We start from the raw sequence: 12,708 nt of genomic DNA on the forward strand, positions 1-12,708 counted from the left end.
GCGACTGGAAAAGGGCGCGCCATGTGAGGCCTTGTGCTGCACTAGTGCAGACGTGTGCACACCGAAACGGCGATCCCGTAGATCGATCTAGGCTTCGCTTGTTAGATCGTCTGTTCGCATTCAACTCAAGTTGAGATGCACACGCATGCGCACAATAAGCCAAAGGAACACCGGAATTCCGCCCCATATCACACTTATGGGAACAGTAGCCGATGCCACAATCTGAACGCACGCTACTGTATCGATAGCAGAGATGCCAAACCTGAGTTAGTTTTCAGCTATTGAGGTACAGTTGTTTTGTTGCCTAGTCCTTATTGACGGGAGCATCATTAGCACCTATTGTTACAGAAACGCGATCAACTTTTTCACGTCTATTTTTTTATGCTATAATAGCGGGATTTGCCAAAAAAACGCGACAAGCACAACAACAGAAAACTAGGGAATTGAGGGACATGACGACTAACGTGTACGACAGCAAGACAGGTGTTATGGCTACTGACTCGCGGTGGTCGCACATGTTCGGTTCAAGGATCTTGTATGCCGACGATTTGGCTTACTCGAAGATTGAGCTGTACAAGTCCTCAGCCTTCATGTTCGCAGGGGATGGCGAGATGATTCAGTCTTGGAAGGATTGGATCAGTTCGTCGCCTACAGATGCTTCTGCGATGCCTGGCTACGATGGGGTGTGCGTTTGCGTTGTTGACATTCCCAGTAAAGCAGTTCGGTTCAAGCAACCGCAGGACATTACAAAGGACGGTGGCTACTTCGCAGGTTCCGGCTCAATGCATGCCTACCTTTGCTGGTCAGTCAATGGCGATGCAAAACAGGCCGTGACGTCTGCGTCGCTAAGCGATCCTTTTTCCGGTGGGGTTGTCCGACACATTGATTTAAACGATATGTCGGGCAATTTGGACCACGGACCCGTCACGAAACAACGCATTGATGATGTTCGTACAGCAGTTCTTGAAAGAGGTATGGTCATGACTATTGCACACAACGCAGCACCTTTTCCACTCTCTAAATTGGCCGCTAATGATGTTGAAGTGGCTAACGTCAGAGACGCCATCGCTCGAGGAGAGATTTCTCCTGCCGCCCCTTGCGATGGCATGTATACCGAGTGGACTGAGGAACAGAAAACTGAGCTGAAAGGTGTTCTTGCTGACATCTTTGGATGGCAGAGCTAAGAGTTCAGTCCATTAAAAAAGGCCCGCTCCGTGCGGGCTTTTTCTTTTGTCAGGCTGTATTCACTTTGGTGCTGGTGCAGACGTGTGCACACCACCCCGGCGCTCCTCGATATCGAGGATCTCATTGAGTTGGTCGCTCACCTGGCCATACCACCCTCGGCAGGTGGCAATCCAGGCGGCGGTATCTCGCTCGCTTACGAAGCCGCCGGCATCGTCAGCGGTAGATCCGGCAGCGGGCGCTGACTGCACGGCAAGGGAAGACATCACACAAGTCGTCAAGTGTCAGCCGCCGGCAATCTTCGAATCGCTCTTACGCTGGCTGGAAAAGCTCGTCCCCAGCCAGTAGGCCCCAATCACACCTAGCAGCGCCAGGATGGCAGTGACGATCTGGATGCGCAGGGTGTCGTTGTAAACGTCGGGGTGCACGAAAAGCATGTCCAGCAGGATTAATAGCGGCATCAGCAGGAAGCCGGCGCTTACCCAAAACGCGGGGTTGAGCCAGAAGCCGGGTGCGTTCGGCTGCAGATAGACCGCATTGGCCTCACGCGCTGCAGTGATGCCACCTCCAACCTCTTCCAGCCGGAACCATTGCGCTTCGATTGCCGCCTTTGCCGCGGCGGCAGCTTCTGGGTCGGCCTCGATGGTTTCCATCAGCTCTTGCTCGTTCCGGGCTCCGATAGCCTCCTTGGCCGCAGACACGACGATCTCAGCCGCCTTGATGTTGCGCTCCGAGGTTTCCGAGCCGCTGGAAAACAGTTTGCCCAGCTTGGGCACCAGGTCGATGAGGGATGGCAGGACGGCGGCAATGAATGGAGTCACAAGAACCTCCTTAGGTTGATCGAGGTTGATTGGTTGGCTGATGAGGTCCAGCGGGACGGAAATGGTTTCAGACGGCTCTGGCGCATAGGTGCCTCCATATTCCTCATACTCTTGCCGGGCTTGCGCTATGGTCACGACGGGTTGGCCGTATGGGCTCCCTGGCAGGCTCGCCCATTCCCGGTTGCATTTGCGCACCGCGTCTTCAAAACGACCAGAGAGCACATCATCAAGCGCTTTGCGGCCCTTGATGAGCGCGACGGCGCCCAGGTCCTGGTTGGACGGGCTGAAGTCTGCAAAGCCGTACTGCTTTACCAGGCCATCCCAAGTGCGCAAGAGGAACTGGTAGGCCCCGGCCGCCGTGCTGGTGATGGGCGTGCCGCCCAGCTTGCGGGTGATGGCCTGTCGCGGGTGGTCGGCGAAGCTGTCGAACAACCCACCGCCGAACATGACGCGATAGCCATCCTCCCCGGCTGTGCCTTCGCCGTGGCGGAGCATCCGCAGGAATGCGCGCACGTTGCCGTGCGTCAGGGCCTCGACGAGCGCTATGGGGTCGTGGGTCGGGGCGATCATTTACGACTCCCCGGCTCGGCAGCCCGACCGCGAAGAATGGCTAGGGATTCCTTGATCTCCTGGTTGCTTTTTTGGAGGTCGGACACTTGGGTCTTGATCTCCTTCAGGGCGTCCTTAGTGGACTCACGGTCCTTGTCGGCCAGGACTTCGACCTGCGCGATGCGGCCGTCTTGCTTGACCTGATCTTCGCGGTAGCCGCCGTAGGCCGTGGCCACGCCGACGATAAAGACCAGCGTCTGGATGATGGTCCCGGTGCTGACGGTTGGATCGAATTTCATGAAGCGTCCGGGTTGTTGGATAGTTGATCTGGTCATCGGTTGCTCCTATCGATGGCGGCGACCAGCAGCACCGCCAATCTGTCGCTGGCCGCTTGGGAGCGGTGCACGCTGTCGATGAGGTCTTCGGGCCCGCGGTAGTCCTCGCCCCAGCCAGCGTGCTGTAGGCCAAGGTCGTGGGCCACAGACAAGGTGATGGCGTTGAGTGCAGCGGCGTGCACCACCCAAGGCTCCTGGTCGCCGTAGATCTCCACCGTGGTCGCTGGCGCGCCAGCATGCGCTGCAGGCGCTTCGCCGCCCCCACCGCCGCAGCCCGCCAGCAGGCCGAGTACAGCGGTGGAGACCAGGGCACGCCGGGAGATTTTGGGCGTAAAAAAACCCGCCGTGGCGGGTTGTGCTGGATTGTGAGGTGAGCAGATCACGGGGCGTCCTCCGGCGGCGCATCCCGCCACCGGATGTCCTCGAAAAGAGGTTGCATCGGGTCGTCTTCGGCCCAGCCAATCAGCCGCTTTCCTGCCGCGTTGATTTCATAATTCCGGGTTTCGAACATTCCCGGAATGCCAGAAATATCCCACTCCATTCCATCGGGGATGGTGATATTACTGATAACCACATTTTCCTCATTCACTTGAATATAGTGCGGCATGGTCTGACCCTCAGTTAAAGATGACGATTTCCCAATTGATTTTCACGGTGGAGGCCCCTCCTCCGGTGTTGAAAACAATCGAATTTGCATTCAGCGTTGGAATGATCGAGCAGTCACCGCTGCCATATGTGCCGCCAGATTCAACCGTCACACCGAGAATATTTACTTGGCATCGGGCAGGATCGACAGTTGGGAGCGAGCTTGAGATCGTTGTGCTGATGCTCGGCTGCCCTTGAGCCATCCCACGCAAAACGGTGACGTTTGCATATTCGACCACCTCCCAAGCGATGTAAGCCCCAGCCAAACCGGGCTGCGAAGAAATGGCAATCGCCGCCCTGTCAAGCAGGAGATTGGTAGTGCCATTGAGCGCAATTCTTCCCATCGGCAGAATGGAGTTATCGAGCATTCTTTCGATAACCCCATTGAGCTTCACACTGGCTTTTGCAACTTCGACGGCGGCGGGCAAAGGAATGTTGTATTGACCAGTGCCGTTGCTCCCCGTGTAGAAAGTGCCACGCTGAGAATATTTGACGCCCTCGCCCTTCATGAGGTTGAAATTGGAAGTTGCCATTATTCAATCATCCATGCGTCGTTAAACAGGTTATAGAAAAATCCGAATCGACTGAATTGCTTATTGAGCTTCACATTGTCATTTGTAGCGGACAAATAAACTCCATTCCCCATAATCGGCTTGTCTTTGTAGAAGACCGCGTTATCGATCCGGGAATTGGTATAGAAGTAAGTTCTATCGCCGTCCTCTGGCAGTTCCGGCAAATACCAAAGACCGGCCGCAGTATTCAACGATGTGGCAATATGATTAACACGGTTATTGCCCAGCTGCGTATTGCCATACATATCGCCGCCGGACGCCGTCAGCGTTGACGAGGGCAACGCTCCAGTGGGCTTCCACCGGCCCCAGGTCGCGCCTACCTTTTTCCTCGCGAAGCGCAGTCCCACCCCCAGGGCGTTCCCTACCACGCTGGGTACAGCGGTTTGCGTCGCGCGGATGCCTGCACCTGCCCCGAAGCCCAGCGTCTCTACCACCCAGTCGTAAGACGTGCCCCAGCCCGCGCTGGCAGAGTTGGCTGTGATCACGGGCAGGTGCGTGGTTGCATAGGCGCTGTTGACGCCGGTGATGACCGTCACGCTGTTGAGCGGCGCGAGGTCCGCGTCCGTGTAAGTGCCGGCGGCTATGGTCTGCACGCCCGCTGCCGCCCCGTTGGCGGCCAGCACAAGCCGCCAGCTGGCCAGCGTGCCCGCGCCCATGGTGGCGTTGACCTGCAGGGTGATCTGACCCGTGCTGCGGTCGTGCGCAGTCACCGGCCCGGCCATCCAGATGGAGGTGTCCGCCGTGCTGACCGCCGACACGTACTGGCCGACCGCAAAGGACTTGCCCGCCTCGATCGCGAAGACCTTCGCGCCCAGACCGATCGTCAGGCTGGTGGTGCTGGTGGACTCGAAGGCGAAAGCGGCCAGGCTCAGGGCAGTGTCCCGCGCTCCTTCGGCTCCGGTTCGCGCTGTTTCCGCGCCAGTGCGGGCCGTCTCGGCACCGGTGCGCGCCGTGCCCGCGAGGCCCGCCTGCGAGTCGGCCGCGTCGCGCGCTGCCTCGGCGCCGGTGCGCGCCGTCTCTGCGCCCGTGCGCGCGGTGCTGGCCAGGCCGGCCTGAGTGGTGGCGGTGCCCGCTGCATTGTTCGCCGTGTTGCGGTAGCCCATGGCCAGGTCGGCCTGTGCGGTGGCCGTGGCTGCCGAAACATCCGCAGCCACGGCCCGCTCGTTTGCGGCCGTGGCGTTCTGGTATGCGTTGGCGCCCAGGTCATTTGCCTGCGGCACAAAGGCCACCTGTGCCGCGACGGTGGCAAAACCCTTGGCGTTGAAATCCGCTGGCGTGTCGGTCGGCAGCGGCGCCGGAGGCAGCACGTCGATGATCGGCGGGGAAACGATGGCGGTCATGTCAGCCCTTCCAGCTCCAGTTCGGAGTCTGCGTAGTCGTAGTAGGAAATCACGATGTCAAAGGACTTGTAGAAGCCGTAGACCGTGGTCGATTCGTAGCGGCCGGAGCCGATCCAAAGGCATGGCTTGGCGCGCACCTCGGCCAGGAAGGCGTTGAATGCATCCACTTCGGCCGCTGTCAGCAGGAGCGAGAAGCTGGCGCGCTTTGCGAACGCGCGCTCGACCACCACCACGTCACCGAACTCCGTGCGCTCCTTGCGGCTGTAGTCTTGGATGCCCACCCGCGCGCCGGACTTGACCCCCAGCCCGAAAGTGCGCAACTGGCCCAGCAGCAACACGCCCACCGCCAGCAGCGCACTGCCAGTGAAGTCGATCAGCACGTCAGCGCCGGGGAAGCTGGGGATGTCCATCAAAACGGCCTGCGTGGCCGCGCGGCGCTCCCCGAAGAACCACTCCCACCATCCCACCGAGACAGGCACGCGGGAGAGATCCACCGTCTTGTCATACACCGTCCCGTAGGTGGGATCGATCACGCGCACGCGCATGCTCGTCGCCCCTATGAGATTGAGCGCGGACAGAGATGTGATCGCCTGGCCCGGCCGCAGCCGGTACTGGATGGTGGACGCCTGCGCGGTCTGCGAACTCACCGAGCGGTCGAAGACCTTCCAGCGGTTCGTGGCGCCCACCTCCACCCAGAAGCCCGCCGTGGTCGTCGGGTCCTTGCCGACGTTGCCATCCTGCGTGCTCTGGAACACCTTGTGCGCGCCGACGTGGATCACCCGGGCGCCGGCGGCGTAGGTGGTGCCCGAGGACCACGCGGGATAGTCGGCCTCGGCCACGTTGGTGCTCACCAGCATGGCTGCGGTGACGATCAGCGGCCGCACCACGTTCAGATTTCGGATGCTCATGCAGTCGCCTCTTCTCTCTCAGCCGGCAGGCCATCGCCGTCCCAGCGGTCCAGCACCTTTGCCACGCGTGCATTCAAACGCAGGAGCGCGCCCGCTTGGGTCCGGTTTTCTTCCCGCAGCGCGCGCACCTCAGCGACCAACTCGGCGGTAGCGAAACCGCTCCCCCATGCCGTGCCGCTGGCCCAGGGGTTGAACGCCTTGGGCACGATGGCCTCGCCCTCGTGAATCTGGGCCAGCATGTCTCTCTGGACGTAGTTGGTCCCAACCGCGAAAGCAGGAATACCCACCGTGGCGCCGGCCTTGATCCAGTCGGACAGGAAAAACCCGCTCAAGATGGAAAGGTCATCCATCGTTGCGCCCGCACCCTTGAACGCGGTCAGCAGCCCGGTCAGGTCGCCAGATCCGTCGTAGGAGTGGTACAGCGGCGCCAAGACATCCAGCTGGGCAATCAGCGCCTGGTCGATGATCGGCTCATACCCGACCCCGGCCGTGCCCGCTGACATCACCCGGCTGTACTTGGCGGTAGCGGCAGGCGCGGTGCTTCCACTGCCTCCCCACACCGCTCCGCCGCTGTTGACCTCCGTCGGGGCCTTGGTGTTCACCCCCGCGGTCTTCGCCCCGAGTGCCAACGCCACGCGGTCCACCGCCTGCGCCACAGTGAGGGTGGCATCGAAGGTTCCGTTGGCGATGTCGATCTGCCGGCGCCAGTACTCCAGCACCTTGTCCTGCGCGCGCAGCTGGTCGTTCAGCGTCTTGGTTTGGGCATCCAGCGCTGCCAGCTGGTTGTCCATCGCCTCGACCTGCTGCTCCGCCAGCGTTTTCTGCTTGCCGCTGATCGCCTCCAGCTGTGACAGCTTGCCGGCCAGCACCAGCGCATCCCGGTCCTTCTCAAACTGGGTGCTGTAGCTCTGGGAATCCAGGCCACCGCGGGCCGCAGTGATGGCCTCCTGCAGCGGCGCCTGCTCCGGCAGGTAACCTGTGCTCTTCGCGTTGGCCAGCGCTTGATCGATGAAGGCGAACCCTTGTGCGGCCTGCAGCTTGGCTGTGGACTCCACCTGGCCATACAGATCCTGCGCCTGACCACGCACCAGCTCAAACACACCGGTGATGAGCGAGAGCGACTCGTTCGCGATATCGCGCTGCAGGTTGGTGGCGGTGCGCTGCGCATCGATGTTCTCGATCTGCGCATTGATCCGCTCGCTCTCCAGCGTGGCCGCGTCGCGCAACCGCGAGTAAGCCGTTTCGCGAGCCTCCTGCGCCTTGACCAGCGCCTGGGCAGCATCCTCCGCCTTGTAGATCTCGATCACCATCGCGGCCAAGGCCGGATTGAGGTCCAGCAACGCGTAGTACTCCTGCAGCCGGCGCAGGTCCAGCGCCTGGCGGTCCTTGCCCTGGGCGATCAAGAGCCGCTGCTCCAGGTCCCGGCCCTTGTCCGCAATGCTCTGCTGGCGCTGCGCCGCCTCTTGCGCCGCACGCACACCGTCGTCCGCTGCGGCGGTGACGCCAGCAAACGCACCGGCCAGTTGGACCAGCACGGCGTACGCCTTGCGACCAGCATCGGTGTTGAGGTCCTGTGCATCGATCAGAGCCCGGTATTGGGCGCGAGCGTCGGTGGCATCAATGTCCGGCAGCTTGATGTCAATAGCGTCAGCCTGCGATTGCAGTTGCCGCTGCATGGCTGCACGCTGCTCCTCCTTCGAATAAAAGTTCTGAAAGTAGGTCCCTGTGGCTTCGCGCATCTTGTCGGCACCGCCGAACGAGTCGATCAGCTTGCTTGCCATGTCGGCGCCGGCGAGACTTGCGTCGTACAGCGAAACACCGAGCATTTCGAAGATGCCATTGACCGTCGTGATGCTCCCGGCGAGGCGGGTCAGCGTGTCGATCGCCTTCTCGTTCTCGCGGGCGTACTCGCTAGCGACGTAAACCGTGCGGGTGATGGTGTCTGTCACCTCCTGCCATTCACCAGCGATCTCGTTATCACCGGTGATCGGTGCACGTACGGTGTTGGTTCGCGTGACTGTCTCCGTCACCGTTTTCCAACTGCCAATGACCTGCTGCGCCAACTCGTTGTTGGCAGTCTCCAGCGCGGTCTGGATCTTTGCGGATATCTGCTCTGCATTCAACCCGTCGAATTTCAGGCCCACACCGCCCGTGTCAGGGTGGAGCACGTCACTGCCCAGCGTGACAGTGAACTTGCGCACGGCGTCCGAGCTGATGCCCAGGGCGTCAGCCATGTCCCCCACGCTGGAGCGCATCGCGTCGAAGGTCTTCTGCAATGTGTCGCTCTGAGCCTTCTGCGCCGTGATCTGCTCTCCATACAAGCGGTCGATTTCATCGATGCGCTGTTGGTACTCCACAGCCTGACCCGTGGCACCTTGCCCCTGGTCCCGCAGCTTCTTGAGCTCCGACTGAAGCAGATCGCGCTCTTGGGCAGGGTTGCGCAGACGGTAGTCGGGGCCGCCAAAGAGCGTCCCGCCCTCGCGCCACAGCTGGTAGGACTCGATGTCACCCGCGCCCAGCGTGCCGCGCAGACCGCCCCCGACCTGCTTATCCGATCTGAAGGCACCCAGTGCGTTCAAAACCAAAGCTGCGACCGCCACGAAAGAACCACCCGCACCCCATGGCACGGCACCCGCGCCGCCTGCCGTGCCGTAGGCGCCATTGGTCGCCAGCAGTCCGTCGATGCCGGTGCCAGTGGCGTTGCCCCACACGGTTCCCAGTGCGTTGGCTCCAGACATCGTGCCGCCGATGTACTGCGAGCCGATGTTGTACAGCTGGGAGCCCGTGTTGTAGAGGCTGTAGCCATTGCTCACGGTTCCGACAGCACTACCACCCCCACCCGTCAACCCGTTGGTGAGCCCGGAGACCACGCCCGACACCGGCGCCAGGACTGCGCTGATGATGGGGCGCAACACGAGGGTGTTGAACATGTTCTTGAGCGTGTCGCGCAAGTTCTCCGCAAACCCTTTGCCAGACTCGAAGCCCCGCAGCAGCGCATCTGTCAGGCTGCGGTTGATCTCGTCGGTGGTCTTCGTCCAGTCGTCGCGGATCACCTTCGAGACCGCGGCCTCGCCCTCAATACGCTTGGCCTGCTCCAGCTTGGCGCGCTGCGCCTGCTTTTCGTCGTCGGACAGGGTGGACTTGTTGATCTTGTCCAACTCCTTGGCGTACTTCAGTTCAACCAGCCGTAGCGCCACGATCTTCTCGCGCTCCAGGGCGGTGAGGCCGACCAACTGCGCCTCATCCTCGTAGAGCTTGGCCTGTTCTTGGGCGTTGCGCAGGATCTCGCCGGTGTGGGCGTTGATCGTCTTCAGGTCACCCTGTTGGAGCGATGCCACCCAGCGCTTTTGCGCATCGATCGCTGCGTCCATCGCCGCCAAATGCTCCGCAGTCCATGGGCCAGCGTCCTGCTCCATCGAGCGAGCCAACTCCATCTGCGCGAGGTTCATCTCGGCAATGGCGATTTTCGATTTTCCGAAGGAGGCGTTGGCTGCCTCTTGCGCTTCGGCCTGCTTGTTGGTGGCCTCGGCGCCCTTGTAGATCGACTCCAGGAACTTTTGGAAGCCGGCCTCAGAATCGGCTTGGCTCTTGACGCTCTTTTCCGCCTCGATGCGGACCTTCTGGACCACAGCAAGCCTATTGGCCTCTACCAGTTCCAGTTGCTTCACGGCACGGGTGCGGACATCCAGCTTACCGTTCAACTCCTCTTGAATCTTGGCGGCAAGGCGCTCTCCCTCTGTGAGCTTGTCCGCCGCAGTGCCTCGCTCCTTCAAGCGAGCAATGTAGGACTCCTCGTCCTTGATCTTCGCGCGGATGCCGGCCAGTTCGGATTGGCCAACCATTTGCCCCGCGCTGGCCTTCTTGCTGAGCGCATCAAGCCGCTCCTTCACGCCATCCAGACGTGACTGCAGCTCTTGCGCTTCTGAACTGGTGCCCTTCCCCGCTTCTTTCAGCTTGGTCAGGACAGTGCGCAGGCGATCGCCCTGCTCCCGCACTTCCGCCATGGAGGACGCCACCGACTTGTAGCTCTTGGTGGCCTCCAGAGCAGACTTCGCCTCTTCATCCAAGGTGCTGACGGGAGCGCCCCAAGATCCCGTGGCGCCGCCAGTGCTGGGTGCCCATGAGCCTTCCGCGCCTCCCGTGTTCACAGATGAGGCAGGAGCGGACGCGAATGTCCGGTAGACCGCTCCATTGAGGCCACCCTTGAACTGGTCCTCCAGCCAAGGCGGCAGCCGCGCCCTTCCCAGCCACTCCACCAGGTTCGAAACCTTCATGATCAGCCCAGCGAACATTTCGTTGGCGGCTTTCAGCCCGCCCGCATCGTTGATGCGTGAAATGGTCAGTGTCCAGGTGTCGCCTAGGCCATTGATGGCTTTCTCAAGCGGGGTCAGGGAGTCTTGAGCCAAGCCCTGAGTGGACGCCTTCAGCGCATCGAACAGCACCGCCTGAGCGCCCGCCTTGTCGCCGACCGCCAGCATTGCATCCACAGCGAGATACTGGCTTGCAGTCAGGACATTGAGAGCCTCGTCCAACTGCTTTGCACCCTTGGCCGGATCGTTAAACGCTTGAGCGAGCGTCTTCGCCGCAGTAGGGGCATCGGTGCCAGTGGCCACGGCGAAGTCCGCCACGCTTAGTGCCAGATCCCGGAACAGCTTGCCCCCGACCTCGCGAGTCTTCACGAACTCATTGATGATCGCGGAAGCTGCTGCCTTAGATACATCAGGCAAGAACGTCAGTTCCTGCTTCAACGCCTTTATCTGGTCGCGCGTCAGGTCTGCAGAGCGGCCCGTGGCCTGGAGCTGGATCGCGATGGAGTTGGACGATCGCAGCGAATCTTCCGCGCGGAACATGGCAAAGCCAAGCCCGGCGACAGCAGCTGCTGCAACCGTGAATGGATTGACCAGACCGAGGACATAGCCGCCCAGCGCTCGCGCGGCATTGCCGGCACCACCGAACATGTCCTTCAACTGGCCGCCCTGCTGAAGCAGCACCGTCAGCGGGGCCTGGCCACCCTGCAAGCTCGTGATGATGTCGGTGAACTGCGCCGGCACGCCGCGCAATGCAGCGGCAGTCTGCTTCGCGGACACACCCATGGTGTTCAAGGAACCGCTGGCTGCCTGCTGCGCGCGCTCCGCTTGACGTAGCTGGTCGATGTACGGTTTGAGTACGTCTGCGCTCACGCCGCGCTGCTGGCCCAGCGTCTCGTAATAGGAGGCGCTGCCCTTCTCTCCGGCCTTCATGGCGGCGGTGGCGCGCTCGATGCTGCCGATGATCGAGCGAGCTGCGCCGTCCACCTTTTGGGACGCAGCAGGCGCACCATCACCAATGGCGGCAAGGCCCTTCGCTGCCTGCTGGCCGGACTGCTGCACGTCCTGGGCCATGTCGCGCACGTCGCGCTTGATGCCGTCGAGGCCCGGCTTCACGCCAGAGGCGTCTACCTCGAAGGCCAATGCTGCTTTCCGCTCTTGATCTGCCATTTCGGATCGCCCAATGAAAAAGCCCTGCGGGGTGAGCCGCAGGGCTTTTGTGTGACTCGCCCAGCTTGGGCGTTTTTTACTTATCGCTTGAGCGTTGCTCGGCCATCACCTCAAGGGCCGCGCACTCCATGTGCCGCACGTCCTCATCGAGCTGATCCCGGTCTTCGGGCTCAAGCGCCATGCGATCGAGGCGCGCCAACAGGACGTTGTGATCGAGCCCCGTCGGCCCGCCCATGCTTACCCGCCACTGGGTAGCCAGCATCTGAAAAAGGCGGAAGGCCTCCCAGTTCTCTGGCCAGATCTCCACAACCTCATGGTCGTAGTCGGATGGCGTCATGCCCCAGGCAGCCAGCTCCCTGGGATCGGGCGGCGGCTTGTACAGTGCAGCCGCCGCAGAGGTCAGTTTCCCAGGCGGCCTTCGGTGATGGCGGTGCGGTACGTTTCCACGATCGCAGCGGTAGCACCAGGCAGTTCGTCGGCCAGTTGCTCCAGCGACTCGCGGGAGAGCTCGACGTCGAGGTTCCATCCTTCCAGGATCTCCAGGATGTACTGGGCGTTCGCGCCCACGGTCTTTTCGAGGTGATCCTTGAGGGAGAAAGGCTTCGGTTCGTTTTGGCCGTCCCGCTCGGCGCTTTCCTCTGCGGCCTTGCCCTCAGCGCGCGCGGCTTCCGTCAGGCCGTCCACGAACTCGCCGAACTCCTTGCGCGTGCGGTACTTGAACAGGCATTCGATGGTGCCCGAGGTGCCATCGAGCATCGGGACGGAGATGGTCTTCTTGAAGTTCTTCGGACGGTTGCCCAGCTTGATCTTTGCCATGGTTTTTTGCTTTCAGAGGGAGAGAAAAAGACCCGCGCCGCTTACGTTCGGCGGGGCATGAAA

Annotated in this window: 11 protein-coding genes; 1 reads left to right on the top strand and 10 read right to left on the bottom strand. The window is 61.4% G+C overall.

Going from position 1 to position 12,708, the window contains the following annotated elements; all coding sequences use genetic code 11:
- The first annotated feature begins 452 nt into the window (after positions 1–452).
- A complete protein-coding gene (locus M5C98_RS14740) occupies positions 453–1,184 on the top strand; it encodes a hypothetical protein (protein ID WP_272548192.1) in 732 nt (243 codons plus the stop codon).
- 282 nt (positions 1,185–1,466) lie between these two features.
- Here M5C98_RS14740 and M5C98_RS14745 read toward each other — a convergent pair whose 3' ends face one another.
- The 10 genes from M5C98_RS14745 to M5C98_RS14790 all read right to left on the bottom strand — a co-directional run bounded on the left by M5C98_RS14745 (position 1,467) and on the right by M5C98_RS14790 (position 12,645).
- A complete protein-coding gene (locus M5C98_RS14745) occupies positions 1,467–2,573 on the bottom strand; it encodes a glycoside hydrolase family 24 protein (RefSeq protein WP_272548193.1) in 1,107 nt (368 codons plus the stop codon).
- Positions 2,570–2,851 carry a hypothetical protein gene (locus tag M5C98_RS14750; RefSeq protein WP_272548194.1) on the bottom strand — a complete coding sequence of 94 codons (282 nt, stop codon included), beginning with the start codon at positions 2,849–2,851 and terminating at the stop codon, positions 2,570–2,572. Before M5C98_RS14750 ends, M5C98_RS14745 begins: the two co-directional genes overlap by 4 nt.
- A gap of 32 nt (positions 2,852–2,883) precedes the next feature.
- Complete coding sequence (locus M5C98_RS14755) at positions 2,884–3,270, bottom strand: hypothetical protein (RefSeq protein WP_272548195.1); 387 nt, start codon at positions 3,268–3,270, stop codon at positions 2,884–2,886.
- The gene (locus M5C98_RS14760) at positions 3,267–3,494 is read right to left on the bottom strand and encodes a hypothetical protein (RefSeq protein WP_272548196.1); all 228 of its coding nucleotides are present in this window, start codon (positions 3,492–3,494) and stop codon (positions 3,267–3,269) included. Before M5C98_RS14760 ends, M5C98_RS14755 begins: the two co-directional genes overlap by 4 nt.
- 10 nt (positions 3,495–3,504) lie before the next feature.
- A complete protein-coding gene (locus M5C98_RS14765) occupies positions 3,505–4,065 on the bottom strand; it encodes a hypothetical protein (protein ID WP_272548198.1) in 561 nt (186 codons plus the stop codon).
- Positions 4,065–5,444, bottom strand: a complete 1,380-nt coding sequence (locus tag M5C98_RS14770; RefSeq protein WP_272548199.1) for a hypothetical protein — start codon at positions 5,442–5,444, stop codon at positions 4,065–4,067. The genes M5C98_RS14765 and M5C98_RS14770 overlap by 1 nt, the downstream gene beginning before the upstream one ends.
- Positions 5,441–6,352: a carbohydrate-binding protein gene (locus M5C98_RS14775; protein WP_272548200.1), complete on the bottom strand. Its 912-nt coding sequence runs from the start codon at positions 6,350–6,352 to the stop codon at positions 5,441–5,443. Before M5C98_RS14775 ends, M5C98_RS14770 begins: the two co-directional genes overlap by 4 nt.
- Complete coding sequence (locus M5C98_RS14780; protein WP_272548201.1) at positions 6,349–11,829, bottom strand: phage tail length tape measure family protein; 5,481 nt, start codon at positions 11,827–11,829, stop codon at positions 6,349–6,351. Before M5C98_RS14780 ends, M5C98_RS14775 begins: the two co-directional genes overlap by 4 nt.
- 76 nt (positions 11,830–11,905) lie before the next feature.
- Entirely contained in the window at positions 11,906–12,166 is a 261-nt protein-coding gene (locus tag M5C98_RS14785) for a DUF1799 domain-containing protein (RefSeq protein ID WP_272548202.1), read from the bottom strand.
- A gap of 62 nt (positions 12,167–12,228) precedes the next feature.
- Positions 12,229–12,645, bottom strand: coding sequence for a phage tail assembly chaperone (locus M5C98_RS14790; protein ID WP_272548203.1), 417 nt, complete (start codon positions 12,643–12,645; stop codon positions 12,229–12,231).
- Positions 12,646–12,708 lie beyond the last annotated feature (63 nt).

It is taken from the genome of Acidovorax sp. NCPPB 3576 (assembly GCF_028473605.1).
Taxonomy (GTDB): domain Bacteria; phylum Pseudomonadota; class Gammaproteobacteria; order Burkholderiales; family Burkholderiaceae_C; genus Paracidovorax.